This is a genomic window from uncultured Microbulbifer sp., from assembly GCF_947489355.1.
Taxonomy (GTDB): Bacteria; Pseudomonadota; Gammaproteobacteria; order Pseudomonadales; family Cellvibrionaceae; genus Microbulbifer.
The window spans coordinates 41,840-56,870 of sequence record NZ_CANLDD010000002.1 but is presented as its reverse complement, the minus strand read 5'-3'; the positions used below and the strand labels follow the sequence as shown (position 1 = coordinate 56,870).

The window sequence follows — 15,031 nt, the reverse complement described above, 5'->3', positions numbered from 1 at the left end:
TCCCTGCCCTGTGCTTGAAATCTTCCAGGCAAGCCCGTTGAATGGCGCTTTCAGCGATAGGAGTGAAAGATGACTGCGGCGCTATCCATCCAAAACTTGCAAAAAACCTATGAAAATGGCTTTCAGGCTCTGAAAGGCATCAGCTTTGCGGTACAGCCGGGGGACTTTTTTGCCCTGTTAGGTCCCAATGGTGCGGGTAAGTCCACCACTATTGGCATTATTTGCTCGCTGGTGCGTAAGACGGCGGGGAGTGTTTCAATTTTCGGGGTTGATACCGACAGGAATTTCTCCGCCGCCAAGCGTTTGCTGGGTGTGGTACCCCAGGAATTCAATTTCAGCCAGTTTGAAAAGGTCTCCGACATCTTAATGACCCAGGGGGGCTTTTACGGGATGCCGCGCAAACTGGCTGGGGAGCGCACAGAAAAGTACTTAAAGCAGTTGGGTCTTTGGGACAAGCGCGCGACCCAGGCGCGTATGCTGTCAGGAGGAATGAAGCGCCGGTTGATGATAGCGCGGGCACTGATTCACGAACCGAAGCTGCTGATCCTCGATGAACCGACCGCCGGGGTGGATATTGAGTTGCGCCGCTCCATGTGGCGTTTCCTGGAGAAGATCAACGCGCAGGGCACCACGATAATCCTCACAACCCACTACCTGGAGGAGGCAGAAAGCCTGTGCCGCAATATTGCCATTATCGACAAGGGAATTATTGTTGAGAACACCTCGATCAAGTCCCTGCTGAAAACACTCAATCGCGAGACGTTTATCCTCGATTGCAACGCGTATCTGACCAAGGCGCCGGTTTTGATGGAATTTGAATGCCGCCTCTTGGACAGCCATTCCCTGGAAGTCACTGTTGAGAAGGGCCAGTCGTTGACCGAGCTTTTCATTGCGCTCAAGGCACAGGGCGTCACTGTGACCAGTATGCGCAACCGCGCCAACCGTCTGGAGGAATTATTTCTCTCCATGCTGTCTGAGGAAAAAATGGAAGGGCTAGAGCAGTGAGCGGCAAGTTGATCTGGATATCATTCAGCACTATTTTCCGTCGCGAACTGCGGCGTTTTACCCGCATATGGCCGCAGACGCTGGTACCGCCAGTGATCACCATGTCCCTGTATTTTGTTATTTTTGGCTCGCTCATTGGCAGACGGATCGGTGACATGGGTGGCTATCCCTATATGGAGTTCGTGGTGCCGGGGTTGATTATGATGTCGGTGATCACCAATTCCTACGCGAATGTGGCTTCCTCTTTTTACAGTGCCAAGTTCCAACGCAGTGTTGAGGAGCTTCTGGTGTCCCCCACGCCCAACTGGACGGTGATGGCTGGCTATGTGTTTGGGGGCGTCGCGCGGGGTTTAATGGTCGGTTTGATTGTAACCCTGGTGGCAGTGTTTTTTACTTCATTGAGTGTGAAGTATCTGGTTGTCACCACGGCCATCGTGTTATTGGCCGCAGTATTGTTTTCCCTGGCTGGATTTATCAATGCGATCTATGCCAACAGTTTTGATGCTATTTCCATTATCCCCACTTTTGTACTGACACCACTCACTTATTTGGGGGGTGTCTTCTACTCCATTGATTTGCTCTCCCCATTTTGGCAGGGGCTGTCGAAACTGAATCCGATTTTGTATATGGTGAATTCCTTTCGGTACGGGATTCTGGGCGTCTCCGATATCAATGTGGTTTGGGCTTTTGTCGGGGTTCTGATATTTATTGCATTGCTTGTGGGCTGGGGTCTCTACCTGATGAGCCACGGCAAGCGTTTGCGGCACTGAGGCTGAGTATGAGCAGAAAAGACTGGCACAATCTCCCTCTGGGCCGGGAGACCACTTACGAATCCACCTACAACCCGCAGTTGCTGCATCCAATCCAGCGCTCTGTTTCCCGCGCTCAGTTGGGGCTGCCCCCCGGTGCGCTGCCGTTTTTTGGGGTGGACGAGTGGTGGGCGTTTGAACTCTCCTGGCTGAACCCCAGGGGCAAGCCCCAGGTGGCAGTGGCGCGCTTCAGCTTTCCGGCAGAGAGTCCCCACATGGTGGAGTCCAAATCCCTCAAATTGTATCTGAATGCGTTTAATCAGAGCAGGTTTGAGTCCTGGCGCTTGGTACAGGATACTCTGACACGGGACCTGAGCGCCGCCGCTCTAATCAATGTGGGCGTCACCCTGATGGATGTGGAGGATGCGGCCCTGACGGTGGAAAAGCCCCAGGGCTATTGCCTGGATCCTCTGGATATCGAAGTGGCGCAATACCAGCCGGATTCGGCACTGCTCGCCCTGGACAAACGCGAGGAGGACGTGAACGAAACACTCTATAGCCATCTGCTGCGCACCAACTGTCCGGTTACCGGTCAACCGGACTGGGCCACAGTCGTGGTGGAGTACAAGGGACCAGCGCTCGAGCGTGAGGCGCTATTGGCCTATATTATTTCCTTTCGCGAACATCAGGATTTTCACGAGCACTGTGTAGAGCGCATGTTTTGTGATCTCCGGCAGCTGGCGGATTTTTCCGAGCTGACGATTTGCGCCCGCTATACTCGCCGCGGGGGCCTGGATATTAACCCCCTGCGTACTACGTGTATTGAGAAACATTTGCCACCGCGCTTTCCCCGCCAGTAGTCTTCCGGTTTTTTCAGGATTGGCCCGGAAGCACTCTGGTGGGGAATGGGTTTTCCAATTGTAAACACGCAAAGCAACATCCATTGCCCCCCGAGCTGGCGTTCGGCTGGCGGACAAGCGTGCCCCGATCAGCTATTCTGGTCTGGTGAGACGGTTTGCCGAACAATCGCCCTTGAAGTAGCGGTACAACCGCGCAGAGTTGCTTGCATTCAAGGGGCACACAGAGCGGTGGTGACTTTTTTTATGCCATACGGACCTGGCAATCTGCCTGATTGACGGGGAAATAATATCTTCGGCGGACTTTACCATGGACTGGAAAGTTGGATCGCCTGTGGGGTTTCTGCAACTGAGCCACCCGGCGCTGGAGTGGAGATTTTTCCATTTGCCCAGGCTCACGCTTGTATTCTTGTTTTTTCTACCTTTCTTATTGAGTCCCGGCCAAGTCTCTGCTGCCGAGTCTTTCCTGGTGCCTCTGGGGCCCATCGCCCAGGAGCAGAAAACGCATTTCCTGTGGGTGATAGCCCTGACCATGGTGGCGATCTTTCCGGTGTTTATCCTGGTGCCGGTGATACTGATCAAGTACCGCCGCAAGAAAGGACACGGTATTTATGCACCCAAGTGGGAATCTTACGGTCCGCTGGAGCTGATGATGTGGGGTGTCCCTTTTATGGTGATACTGGTCCTGTCTTCCATGCTCTGGCGTGCCACCAGCCGGTTGGACCCCTACCAGGCGGTTGAAGGGGTTCTACCGCCTATACAGATGCAGGTGGTGGGACTGGACTGGAAATGGCTTTTCATTTACCCCGACCTGGGTATCGCCACGGTTGGAGAACTGGTGATTCCTGTACACACACCAGTATCCATGACTTTGACCAGCGATACGGTAATGCAATCATTCCTGATCTCCGCTCTCGCTGGGCAAATCTACGTGATGCCGGGTATGACCACCAAGCTTAATTTTATTGCTTCGAAAACTGGGGAAACCGAGGGGGAAAACACTCAGTTCACGGGAAGGGGATTTGCCGATCAAAAATTTACAGTATCGGTGAGGAGCGAAGAGGAATTTCATACCTGGTCGGAACAGGTGCGTGCTGTGGGAATTGAACTGGATACGGCCACCTATCATCGTTTGGCTGAGCGTTCAACTCGGCGCAAGGCGCATAGTGAATTGGCCACGGCGCAAATGCCTGCCAAAGCCATTTATTTCACGCTGCCCAATTTACAGCTTTTCCGGGACATTGTGATGCGCTATCACTCCGGCAAACCGCTCAGTATTGAGGAGCAACCCGGTACGGAAAAATTTGGCCGGAGTAGGGATGCTGTGAAGGATGCGCAACCATGAGTAGTGCCGATCACTTCTGGCTGGGAAAATTGAACTGGGATTCAATCGTTTTCAGCAGCTTCCTGCATAATCCCTCGGTGAGTGAGGCTGTTGCCAGTGCCGCCGGTAGCATTGTCATTTTTGCCACACTTGCCACACTCGGATTGATGACCTGGTATCGGGTCTGGGGCATGCTCTGGTCCGAGTGGTTGACCAGTACGGATCATAAAAAAATCGGCATCATGTATATTGTGTTTGCATTGGTGATGCTGACTCGCGGTCTGCTGGAAGGGATGGTGATGCGGGCGCAACAGGCCGCCGCACCAGAGGGATTTCTCTATGCAGACCACTTTGCCCAGTTGTTTAGTACCCACGGCACTATTATGGTGTTTTTCGTGGCCGTTCCATTCCTGGTGGGTATTATCAACTACGTGATGCCACTTCAGATTGGTGCCCGCGATGTGGCTTTTCCGGTATTAAACCAGATCAGCCTGGCGGTCACAGTGTCATCCGGCCTGTTAATGATGATATCCCTGGTGGTGGGTGAGTTTTCCACCGGTGGCTGGTCCGCTTATCCACCCTACACGGGGGCGGATTTCAGCCCCGGTGTCGGCCCTGACTATTGGATCTGGGCCATCGTATTTTCCGGCGTGGGCACCACCCTTACGGGGATTAATTTCACCGTGACCATCTTGAAATGTCGTTGCCCCGGGATGCGGCCCTTTCGTATGCCGATGTTCTGCTGGACGGCGCTGTGCTCTTCTATTTTGATGATTTTTGCCCTGCCACCGCTCAGTGTAGCAGCGCTGATGTTGGGCTTGGATCGGTACTTGGATTTTCATTTTTTCACCAATGATCTCGGTGGGAACATGATGAATTATGCCAACCTGTTTTGGCTATTCGGACATCCAGAGGTTTACCTGCTGGTCTTACCCGCTTACGGTGTTTTTTCCGAAGTTTTTTCCACTTTTTCCGCAAAGAGACTCTACGGGTATAAATCTCTGGTTTTTGCTACTGCAAGTATTGCGGTATTGAGTTTTACCGTGTGGTTGCACCACTTTTTTACCATGGGGCAAAGCCCCACGATCAATATCGTTTTCGGTATTGCGACCATGCTGATTGCGGTACCCACCGGTGTTAAAGTCTATGACTGGATGGCGACCATGTACCGGGGACGGATTCGCTTTACCGCACCGATGATTTACGCCATTGGGTTTCTGATTTTGTTTGTGGTCGGCGGTTTGACCGGCGTGATCCTGGCCAATCCGACCGTGGATTTCCAGGTGCATAATACCTTGTTTCTGGTAGCGCATTTCCATAATGTACTGATTCCCGGTGTGCTGTTTGGTCTTCTCGCTGGATACAATTACTGGTTTCCGAAAGCGTTCGGTTTCCGTCTTAATGACAAGTTGGGCCGGCTGTCAGCGTTTCTGTGGATTGCCGGTTTTATGATGACATTTCTCCCTCTGTATGGAGCGGGGCTGCTCGGTATGCCACGGCGCTCCTTCAGTTATATGGATCTGACCTTCAAGCCTTTTATGGTGGTGGCTTTTATTGGTGCGATGGTGATACTCGCCGCGCTGATTACCATTGTGGTGCAATTGATCGTGAGCGTGCGCAACAGAAATCAAAACCGGGTGCCCGTGGGTGACCCCTGGGATGGCCGCTCTCTGGAGTGGTCGATACCGGCACCGGTGCCATCCTATAATTTTGCCCAATTGCCCCGGGTAACGGAACGGGATGCATTTACCGAGGCCAAGGAACAGGGGTACGCCTATCAGCCGCCAAAGGTATACCGGGATATTGAGCTTCCGAAAAACAACTCCCTGGGCTTTATTCTGTGTGTGACCAGTGGAGTCCTGATGTTTGCTCTGGTCTGGTATATGTGGTGGCTGGCCCTGGCCTCTGCGCTGCTGATACTCGGCGCAGTGATAGCTTCCTCTTTTCGCTGGGAATCCGAGCAGGTTATTTCGGCAAGTGAGGTCCAGTCGGATACGGAGCGATGGTTGGGATTGGTGAAAAAGAGTCAAGCGGTGGACAGGGACTTTGAAAATACCCCGCAAAACACAGGCTATGCCAAATTGGAGCATTAGACCAACAGATGGAAGGAAACACTGCAATCAATAATCCGAGCACGAACCCAGGAGATACTCCAGGGGCCTTGCACAAAGACCCGGATGTGGCCATCTTCGGGTTTTGGGTTTTTATGATGAGCGATCTGATTTTCTTTGGGGTCGTCTTCGCCATTTATATCACTATGATCGGCGCCACGGCCGGGGGGCCCGGTCCGAGGGAGTTGTTCGATTTTGGCAGCCTGTTTGCTCAGACTATGTTGCTGCTTACCAGTAGCCTCACCGTGGGTATTGCCACGGTTACCATGAAACACCAGCGTAGCCAAGCCAGTTTTTTATTCTGGGTGGTGCTGACCCTGGTTCTGGGGCTCGGCTTTCTGGTTTTGGAGCTTTACGATTTCTCAGCAATGGCCGCAAAAGGGGGGGTACCACAGCGTAGTGGTTATTTGTCCGCCTTTTTTGGCCTTGTGCCCCTGCACGGGCTACATGTCACATTTGGTTGTCTGTGGATGCTGGTGCTGATTGCACAGATATGGTGCGTGGGGATGGTGGATATCATAAAGCTGCGTTTTTTGCGCCTGGCTCTGTTTTGGCACTTTCTGGACTTGATCTGGATCGGGATCTTTTCGGTAGTCTACTTTGGCGGGTGGATATATGGCTGACAAATCCGGATTTACAACCCATTTGCGTGCTTATCTCACCGGCTATGTACTGTCTGTAGTGTTGACGCTCGCCGCCTTCGCAGCGGTGCTCTCTGCAGGTCCGGATAATAAGCGTGTTCTGTTGCTGGTAGGACTGCTGGGAGTGGCCCAGCTGGTTGTGCAGCTCAAGTACTTCCTAAATGCGACTACGCAAAAAGAGCAGCGTGAAAATCTGGCACTGGTACTGTTCTCAACCCTGATTCTGTTGATTATCGTTCTGGGTACCGTGTGGATTATGGGTAACCTGGCTGTGCGTATGCACACAGCCCTTTAACAAACCAAATTGTGATGGCTCTGCAGACTAATAATCACAAGACTCAAATAATCACCTTGGTCTTCAGGCTGGAAGTTGCTTTTTGTAAGGACTGCAACACTTTTTCTTTGTCATAATTGCGAATTTTGTCCAGGTCCAGGTGCATGGAAAAGCCGGGTGCGTGTTCTTCCAGATAGCTCTGCTGGCCACCAAGGTTTTTGCGCAGATCGGTTACCTGGTAGACCTTTACCGGGGTGCTGATCCCTTTTACGCTGATATGCCCTTTGTCGCGGCACATGACCGTGTGCTTAATCATGGCCCAGGTCTCGTGGCTGATCAGGATTTCCCCGGGCTGGGCTGCACCTTCAAGGCGCGAAGCCAGGTTTACATGAGTGCCCATCACTGTGTAGGACTGGTAGTTGGCCGTACCAAAAATGCCCACGGTGCAGTAGCCAGTATTGATGCCCATTCTCACCTGCAAGGGGCGTGAGATCCCTTTACTGTACCATTCCTGTTTCATTTCTCGCACGCGCTTGCGCATTGCCAGGGCCATGGCCACGCAGCGCAGGGCATCGGATTTTGGCCCATTACTTTCGTCGTCTCCAAATACCACCATCACCGCATCGCCAATAAATTTATCGATGGTACCGCCGTACTGCCCGGCGATGCGGGCCATCTCGGAGAGATAGTTGTTGAGCAGAAGCGTGAAGGTTTCCGCTTCCAGTTCCTCAGTAAGCTGGCTGAAATCCTTGATATCAGAGAAGAAAACACTCAGCAGCTTCCTCTGGGTGGTCAGGGCTTGCTCGTCACCGGTGGTTACAGAACGCCACAGTCGTTTGGGCAGGTATTTGGACAATTTGTAGGAGCGCACTTTGCTTACCCGCTGCTCGGTTATCAGAGCGCAGTTAGCGCTTTCAAGCAGCCTGATCTGTCGCTGGGTGAAAAAAGCGTAGGCGCACAGATAAGCCAAAATCCCAATGAGGCTCACGGTACTGATGGTGAGGTCGGCACTGATTAACAGTGTTGGCCTGTGCATTAGGTAACCAGCGGCAACGCCCACCAGTAGGCCGGCATTATGCTCAAACCAGTTGCGTCCGCCGCCTGAGGTGAGGGCATTCAGCTGTACAACAGTAACAAATAGCAGGGATGGGAGCATGCTAAAGTTGGCCAGCGCGATGGTAATGCCAATCAATACTGTATCGATGAAGGTCAGGAGGCGGCGGGTCTTTTGCGCTTTTATAGCCTGGACCCGGCAAAGAATATACTGGGCGACGGCGCAGTAAGTTACTAGTAACACCGCCATACTGATACTGAGCAGCTTGTCTAACTGCCAGGGGGGGGACCAGCCGTCTGCACTGACATTGGCCAGGGTGCCTGCTGCCGCGAAACAGACCAGGATGCGAAAATAGGTGGTGTAATGGGGGTTGATGCTCCGCCCTGTGTCTCCTTCGTGCTGGTTCTGCATTTGTGGTTATCTTTTTCCATTGGAGCAGAAATTGAACATGTTGCGAGCAGGTGGAAGATGGGCTCCAGTATCCCCTGTGTCGGGCAATGGCTGCGCAGCGTTTTATTAGGTGAAGTGTACTCTTCCAAAACCCAGATTGCGAAAAAATCCGTTGCCGGGCCTTTTGCGCACTTTGGGCCAGTGCAGGCATTGCTAAGGTTCATTGCGGTAGACTTCGGACTCAGAATGTAACTGGAGAGCACCATGGATGCCTTGATAGCCCTGCATAATAGAGTTTCAACAGGCAAGCTTATAGGCCCCGCGCCAACCGAACAGCAGCGACAAAACCTCTTTCGTGCTGCCTTACGTGCGGCGGACCATGCCTGTTTGCGCCCCTGGAGATTCCTGCTGGTGGAAGGAGAGGCGCGTAAGCGCCTGGGGCGGATTTTCCTGCATGCGAGCGAGCAGGCAGAGGGGGTGGCCCTGACGGAGGCACAGCGCCAGCGGACCCTGGGCATGCCCTTGCGTGCGCCTTTAATCATCATTGCCATTACCCGCCTGCAGGAGCACCCAAAGGTGCCCTATCTCGAACAGCATATGTCCACGGCCGCAGCAGTACAGGCCATGCTCACTGCCGCCTACGCTGAGGGTGTGGGTGCTTATTGGCGTACCGGCCCATTGGCAGGCAATCCGCTGGTGGCCAAGGAGCTTGGGCTGGCTGAGAACGACCGAATAGACGGCTTTATCTATTGCGGGACCCCCGAAAGTGCTCCTCGCCAGGCACCTGATCTACAGGTGGATGCGTTTTTTTCATATTGGAATACACATTAGTGCTTGCATATGGAGAGGCATTTGGGTAAAGTGCGCGGTCTCTCGACCAGGATGGTAGATATCTTATTGATTTCATTGGATATTTAGAAATCGAGAACACCCCTTCTAAAGGCGAGTTGTCCTCAGGGGGTAACAATTTGGTGAGGTGTCCGAGTGGCCGAAGGAGCACGCCTGGAAAGTGTGTATGTCGAAAGGCATCGAGGGTTCGAATCCCTCCCTCACCGCCATTTTTGAAAATAAGTCCCTGATTTTTCAGGGATTTTTTATTTCTTAGCTCTACAATCCCCCACTTAGCCCCCCACTTAATACTGCGCTACTCTTCAAGCATCCCAACAAGCCTATAGGCATTTAAACTATGTGGATCTGGGGTGTGCTTCCAGGCCATTTTGGAAAAACATCTAGTAGGCTCGTCGTAAAGCATCGCCAAATCAGGTGAATGTTTTTATGCGACACCATCAAGTTTTTTCTCTACCCAAGTCTCCACCTCTCGACTGTCCCAGCCAACGGCGCCTGGCCCTATCCGCTTTTGCTGAGGAAACTGTCCTTCCTTGGCCATCCGGTAAATACTGCTACGTTTATAGCCGGTGAGTCGCTCAACTTCAGGTAATCGCAAAATGCGGCGAGGTGTTTTCATATTCTTACCTTTTGAGTCACAGTGCTTCATTTCCTTATTCTGTAAATTGCGACGCGGCCAAAGCCGCGCCACCTTCATCAGATCTGCTTTTCCTTTCGTCTTTACTCAATTTCATTTTGTTATCACTGCGGAAAGCATTAGATTTGTCGATTAAATTAATTAGCTTTTTTCCAGGGCGGAGCATAAAAAAACAACACCGGCTGTTAGTAAGGAGGTAGGATTATCTGATATTCATTTCTTCTCCCCTTGCCGTTCCTTGAGAGGTTCTGTTTGTATTCGGTGAATAGTTCATGCGCTGTCCTCCAGTAGAAGCCCTCTCCCAGTTGCGGCCTTTAGCTGTTGCAGGTCTTGTGTCAGGCACTCTGCCAAACCCGCGGTTTTATGGCTTAACTTGATCATTGCGTCGCAGCGGGTGGCAAGGCGGATCAGGTCCAGATAAGGCACTACGACTGGGTTACCTGGCAGGCGCATCTGAGCCACCATTGCGTTTAGCAGGGCGTATTTGTCGGCGTCTGTGGTTTGGGTGGTGTGGTAGCCGCCGGTTTTGCGGATGGAGGGTAGAACTTCCGAAGTAACCCAACGACGAAACTCTTTGGCGGCAAACTTTCGACTTTTGAGGATTAAATGATAAAGGCCAGACTCATTAACGGTGATTACTTTTTGATTTCCGCCCGGGGTGCGCACAGTATGCGCCCCCTTTTCATCTGCATCGAGAACGCGAGCAGCATCCCGGCTGCGGGTAAATCCAAGAGCATTAGTGACATCCGATAGGATGAACTGGACTTCGCCATCAACGTCTATGACGCGCACAGTATGGGAATGAAATTCAAACGGAATGATGGTGGGGGTAGGCATGGCAGCTTCCTTTGGTTGCGGGTTAGCCGCCACGCAGAAGGTGCTAATCTCGGAAGGGTGGCGGACTGAACGGGTTAGCACTACCGCCCAAAGGAAACGGCCCTCCCGAAGGAGGCCCGTACAGCCCGCCATAACTGCCAGGGGCTTACTGCAGCCACAAAAAAAGACGCATACAACTAGAGGCGTCTTCCTGGCGCCTTTGGTAAACGGGGTGCTAATCCCGGCTCTCGATTTTGCGAGAGCGGGATAAGCATGGCACTGTTCCCCGATTTTTGTCAACAGGGGAAGTGTGTTCTTCCGTATTGGCGCCTTTTGCATGTTCATGCCTATTTAATCCATCAGAAAATGAGTGCGGCGATGCCGGTGAGGGATTGCCAGAGTTTCACGCCGCACTCCTTCCTTACTTGGATGGTTCGCTAAACGCCGGCATGACTTGCTGTAAAACCCAGGCTTGGGATTTGGAAGCGTTAGCAGTGACTGCTTTATGCTCACAATCCGCTGGACAGTGGAGGGCGACAACTAGCTTTGGCATCAAGCATTTAAATAGGGGATTGCTGAATTTTACCTTTAGGTCTTCAACAAGAACGTGCCAGCGATCAATCTCCTCCTCCAAATGCCCAGAGAAATATTCGATAACAGCTTGGGCTCTGATAAACTCTCGTGCCTCTTCGGCAGACAGTAGCCGGTAGGCCACAATATCTTTTTCGTGGTCGTCGTGATCCCAATCCCCAAGGGGCAGATCAAACGAGTCACCGGCAAATACAACCATCTCTGTGCCCTGACGCAGACGGATGGCGATTGGGGCATCTGGCTCAATTCCTGCTGGAAGATCAGCAGTCTCATTTCCCGAGAAATTTATCCATTCAGAGGTTTCAACCTTTGGTGCCTCGACAGTTTCGTAGGGCTGGGCGCTTTCGATTTTGACATCCATAATTAGATCCTTTTAAAAAATGGGCCCAGTACCAAAGGCCCTAAGCTTGGGGGTACAGCTGATTGAATGCGCCAGAGGCGCGGGTTAAAAATTACTCGCCAGAGCTTTGCTTGCGCTCTGAAGATCCATGTCCATAAGCCATTCCATAACCGTGGATTCGTTCACCCGAAATTGAGTGGCGATGGTGCCAATGATTACTGCATCGCAGGGGCGCCTCCTTCGGGTGGAGGGAGAGGAGACTTGACTGATGGACGGGTTTGCTGGCTGAATGTGAGACTTTTGAGCGCGTTCACGGTCCCGATCTACTTGCTCACCAAAGCGCTGGGCTTCCTCTTGAAGCTGTTCCTCTTCTTGTTTGCGCTTTTCTTCAGCTTCTCTGTGTTCGGCGATGCGTGCAGTGATAGCTGCTCGAAGGTCATCACCATCTTTCAGTACCAGAGCATGGATATCGGAAAATAGCGTTTCATAGCCAGCAGTAGCTGTGCGAAGCGTTTCCAGATTGATACGGATCTTGTCGGCAATCTGATTGGCTTCTATTTTGGCGCGGGCCAACTCAGTGCTGACAGCATCGCGTAGACTGGCAAAGGTTCTTTTGCCTTTCATCACTCCGGAAAAATTGGCAGGGATTGCTGGCATGCGGACCCTGCCGTCGAATGTCTGATTAATCTGCTCAATATGATCTGTCATGCCCTTAGCGGCGGACATGGCGATTTCTTCTCTTATCTCGCTCTTGCGTGCCTTTACCAGTTTTTCCAGTTGCAGGCGCTTGGTGCGCGCTTCTCCGCTGATGTCATCAATGGCTTTAAAGAGTTCATCAATGGACTGGGTTTGGCTGAGGGCGTGGTCCTTGGCAGCGCTAAGGCGCTTTTCAACCTCTTTGCACCACTTCACAGTTTTTTCTGCATCAGCGAAATCTTGGTCGGTATCCAGCTCTGTACTGATGCCCTTGAATACGTTCAGAGAGTGGTCGCAGAATTGCTGCAGGTTGCTGGCAGTGACCTTGCCGGTAACTTCAATGTGTAGTGCTGGCAAGGCGCCTGGGGATCTTCCTACCACTTCCACTACCTTTGGCGCTGGCTCGTAGTTATTTAGGTCTTCCTCGAATTGTTGCCAGCCTGCCAGGATAAACTGTTGATCCTTTTCATTTGGTAGTAACCAGAGATGGACGCACCGGTTTTCGGTGCCGTCAGACATCATGTATAGACACTTTTCAGCACCGCTTACTAACAGCTGTTGCTGGACCTGGAAAGCATCTTCTACAGGGCACTGTCCAGACTGGACAGTGGAAGCCTTTTCCTCATTCCACTGTTTGTGCTCCCAGATAATGCGATCATCCATGGTGATACCGTCGAAACTGGCCAGCAGATAGTCTTCATCACAAACAGCGGTTGCCGGGTACAGCTCTTCTCCAATGATTGACTCAGCAATTGGGCGAGCACTTGCCTCTAACGCGTGGCCTTTATCGAAAAGGTTTTTCTGGACCCAGTCGCTATACTCCTTTTCAGTACCGGTAGCTTTCATGTGCAAAAGCTCGGTGCGCTTAATTCTCTTGGAGTCCCCCATCATTATGGGTGCCTCACTAGCAGTGAAGTATTTAGCGCGGGCGGCGCGCCATTCAGGAGTGCCTTGGGTAAGGTTTAGAATTCTCATGCTGCTGCTTCCTCATTGCCGATAGCTAGAATTTTCTGGCGCTGTACTTCGCTGAGGACTGCACGGCTCTCAAGTGTGGCCAGGATTTGTTCGGAAGATTTCTTGCCTGTCACAATCAAGCCCTTCCAGGTTTCAAAATTCGTGTTGAATTTCTCGTCTGGATACTGTTCGGGCAGGCATTGCTTAGCAGGCTCTCTGCGTGGAGTAATGTCACGCTCTCCGGGGATGTCCTGGGCCTCTTCCACTGTGATTAATCCACCGAGGGCGTCAGAAAACTTATCGCGCAGGGCATAACCTCGCGCCCGCCACATCAACATGCGCTTGGGGTATTGAGTCCAGGGACCAGACTTGCCCCAAAGACCTGCTTTTTGGGCGTCAGCCTGGCTAAACGTCTGTGTGTGAACCTTATCTTCTCCACGGCGCCAGACTGTGCAGGTTGCGGTCATGGTCTGCTCGTCAAAGCTTTCTTCATGGCCACCGAAGCAGGGATGGTTTTGTACCAAGGCCAGGAGCGCATCGCCGTATATGGACGGCTTTCCATTGATGGTTGCAATGTTCTGCAGGGACTGAATTGGGTTAAGGCCAAGCTCGCCACCCATCATCATGGCCACCAGTGCGTCCTGGGGCTTGTTCTGGTATTGCTTTGGCACCATTTGGCTGGTGGCCAGCATGTTGGCTATTTCCATGGCTTCGCTCATGTTTTGAGGCTGCAATGCGAAGCCACCGGCTTTTGTAATTTCCCTAGACATAAATATCCTCACACTCCCAGTTCACTTTTTGTTTCGCCGCTTCCTTCTGTGGCTCCTTGTCCGGCTGCGGGAAAGGGATAATTTCACCGCGTTTTGCTGCACCTAATTCGTAGATGATCTCTTCTGCCCAACCAACGTCGTTCAGGGTTGACTGCAAACGCTCATGAATGATTGCGTGGGATTCCTGTATCCACTCCCAGCGCCGTAAATCGCCTGCTGGGTAGGGATTTTCCAGGCATCCCCGGCGCTCGTAGGCATTGCGGCAGCGCTCCCGAACAGCTATACATACCTCGTTCCACCAGTCTTTTTCGCGGTCACGAACTATGGTTATTTTCAGGGTCGGAAATAGATAACTGGCGATGCGAGTTGCCCGGACCGTGGCTTTGTTTATGCTGGTTTTCATTTTGGAAATACCCCCATTAATTCAGCGGGATGATTTCGTCGATGTGCCAGTCCGGGTAAAGCCCACTTTCCAACTTTTCCTCTAGCCAGTCACCAGCCGCATCGCTGTCATCACAGGGACACTCGAAGGTGAAGCGCATATTCATGCTTTTGCGCTGACGGTTGGCCAGCTCAATGGCTTCTACTTCGCTGTATTCAGGGGAGTGCAGAAAGGCAGGCGGATACACCAAAAAGCTATCGAGGTAGTCTACGACGGTATTGCTAAATTCCCGGCGCCCCCAGAACTCAGTCGGCTCAGACTCAATTTCAGAATGCACCTCTGTATGAATGTACTGGGCAGGTACATCGGCCAGGACTTGATAGCGCCTTACCAGAGTCAGCCGTTTCTGTGTATTGCTGGGCTGAGGTTGCTGATGGCGCTCAAATTCTCTCAGAGAGTCCTCTGCTGGTCTGGGTGAGTTGGTGGTGAATGCTTGTGTATCCAGCTTCATGACGTCTCCTTATATAAAAATACAAGTGAACTTGCATCCACAAATAAAACATTTCTTTTCTGTTTATGCAAGCAGACTTGTAT

Annotated in this window: 16 protein-coding genes and 1 tRNA gene; 9 read left to right on the top strand and 8 right to left on the bottom strand. The window is 52.1% G+C overall.

Annotated features, from left to right (window positions below; genetic code table 11):
* Positions 1 to 69 precede the first annotated feature (69 nt).
* The 7 genes from Q1A48_RS02185 to cyoD all read left to right on the top strand — a co-directional run bounded on the left by Q1A48_RS02185 (position 70) and on the right by cyoD (position 6,982).
* Positions 70 to 1,005 (top strand): ABC transporter ATP-binding protein, encoded by a 936-nt coding sequence (locus Q1A48_RS02185; protein ID WP_299940586.1) that lies wholly within the window; start codon positions 70 to 72, stop codon positions 1,003 to 1,005.
* Positions 1,002 to 1,775, top strand: a complete 774-nt coding sequence (locus Q1A48_RS02180) for an ABC transporter permease (protein ID WP_299940583.1) — start codon at positions 1,002 to 1,004, stop codon at positions 1,773 to 1,775. The genes Q1A48_RS02185 and Q1A48_RS02180 overlap by 4 nt, the downstream gene beginning before the upstream one ends.
* 8 nt (positions 1,776 to 1,783) lie before the next feature.
* The gene (gene queF / locus Q1A48_RS02175; RefSeq protein ID WP_299940535.1) at positions 1,784 to 2,614 is read left to right on the top strand and encodes an NADPH-dependent 7-cyano-7-deazaguanine reductase QueF; all 831 of its coding nucleotides are present in this window, start codon (positions 1,784 to 1,786) and stop codon (positions 2,612 to 2,614) included.
* Between the two features lie 307 nt (positions 2,615 to 2,921).
* Positions 2,922 to 3,956, top strand: a complete 1,035-nt coding sequence (locus tag Q1A48_RS02170) for a cytochrome ubiquinol oxidase subunit II (protein WP_299940531.1) — start codon at positions 2,922 to 2,924, stop codon at positions 3,954 to 3,956.
* Positions 3,953 to 6,028, top strand: coding sequence for a cbb3-type cytochrome c oxidase subunit I (locus Q1A48_RS02165; RefSeq protein ID WP_299940528.1), 2,076 nt, complete (start codon positions 3,953 to 3,955; stop codon positions 6,026 to 6,028). Before Q1A48_RS02170 ends, Q1A48_RS02165 begins: the two co-directional genes overlap by 4 nt.
* 68 nt (positions 6,029 to 6,096) lie before the next feature.
* Complete coding sequence (locus Q1A48_RS02160; RefSeq protein ID WP_299940525.1) at positions 6,097 to 6,669, top strand: cytochrome c oxidase subunit 3; 573 nt, start codon at positions 6,097 to 6,099, stop codon at positions 6,667 to 6,669.
* Complete coding sequence (cyoD, locus tag Q1A48_RS02155; protein WP_299940523.1) at positions 6,662 to 6,982, top strand: cytochrome o ubiquinol oxidase subunit IV; 321 nt, start codon at positions 6,662 to 6,664, stop codon at positions 6,980 to 6,982. The genes Q1A48_RS02160 and cyoD overlap by 8 nt, the downstream gene beginning before the upstream one ends.
* Before the next feature lie 43 nt (positions 6,983 to 7,025).
* Here the strand turns inward: cyoD and Q1A48_RS02150 are convergent, their stop codons facing one another.
* The gene (locus Q1A48_RS02150; protein ID WP_299940520.1) at positions 7,026 to 8,426 is read right to left on the bottom strand and encodes an adenylate/guanylate cyclase domain-containing protein; all 1,401 of its coding nucleotides are present in this window, start codon (positions 8,424 to 8,426) and stop codon (positions 7,026 to 7,028) included.
* Between the two features lie 243 nt (positions 8,427 to 8,669).
* Between Q1A48_RS02150 and Q1A48_RS02145 the strand changes: the two genes are divergently transcribed.
* Together Q1A48_RS02145 and Q1A48_RS02140 are read left to right on the top strand one after the other, a co-directional pair.
* Positions 8,670 to 9,236: a nitroreductase family protein gene (locus tag Q1A48_RS02145; RefSeq protein WP_299940518.1), complete on the top strand. Its 567-nt coding sequence runs from the start codon at positions 8,670 to 8,672 to the stop codon at positions 9,234 to 9,236.
* Between the two features lie 139 nt (positions 9,237 to 9,375).
* A tRNA-Ser gene (locus Q1A48_RS02140) sits at positions 9,376 to 9,463 on the top strand.
* Positions 9,464 to 9,678: 215 nt separating this feature from the next.
* Here the strand turns inward: Q1A48_RS02140 and Q1A48_RS02135 are convergent.
* From Q1A48_RS02135 to Q1A48_RS02105, 7 genes are all read right to left on the bottom strand, one after another.
* Complete coding sequence (locus Q1A48_RS02135) at positions 9,679 to 9,870, bottom strand: AlpA family transcriptional regulator (protein ID WP_299940902.1); 192 nt, start codon at positions 9,868 to 9,870, stop codon at positions 9,679 to 9,681.
* A 288-nt stretch (positions 9,871 to 10,158) separates the two neighbouring features.
* Complete coding sequence (locus Q1A48_RS02130) at positions 10,159 to 10,725, bottom strand: BRO family protein (RefSeq protein ID WP_299940516.1); 567 nt, start codon at positions 10,723 to 10,725, stop codon at positions 10,159 to 10,161.
* 400 nt (positions 10,726 to 11,125) lie between these two features.
* Positions 11,126 to 11,656, bottom strand: coding sequence for a hypothetical protein (locus Q1A48_RS02125; protein ID WP_299940513.1), 531 nt, complete (start codon positions 11,654 to 11,656; stop codon positions 11,126 to 11,128).
* A gap of 84 nt (positions 11,657 to 11,740) precedes the next feature.
* Positions 11,741 to 13,306 (bottom strand): YqaJ viral recombinase family protein, encoded by a 1,566-nt coding sequence (locus tag Q1A48_RS02120; protein WP_299940510.1) that lies wholly within the window; start codon positions 13,304 to 13,306, stop codon positions 11,741 to 11,743.
* The gene (locus tag Q1A48_RS02115) at positions 13,303 to 14,055 is read right to left on the bottom strand and encodes a recombinase RecT (protein ID WP_299940507.1); all 753 of its coding nucleotides are present in this window, start codon (positions 14,053 to 14,055) and stop codon (positions 13,303 to 13,305) included. The genes Q1A48_RS02120 and Q1A48_RS02115 overlap by 4 nt, the downstream gene beginning before the upstream one ends.
* Complete coding sequence (locus Q1A48_RS02110) at positions 14,048 to 14,458, bottom strand: hypothetical protein (protein WP_299940505.1); 411 nt, start codon at positions 14,456 to 14,458, stop codon at positions 14,048 to 14,050. The genes Q1A48_RS02115 and Q1A48_RS02110 overlap by 8 nt, the downstream gene beginning before the upstream one ends.
* A 16-nt stretch (positions 14,459 to 14,474) precedes the next feature.
* Positions 14,475 to 14,948 (bottom strand): hypothetical protein, encoded by a 474-nt coding sequence (locus tag Q1A48_RS02105; protein WP_299940502.1) that lies wholly within the window; start codon positions 14,946 to 14,948, stop codon positions 14,475 to 14,477.
* Positions 14,949 to 15,031: the final 83 nt, after the last annotated feature.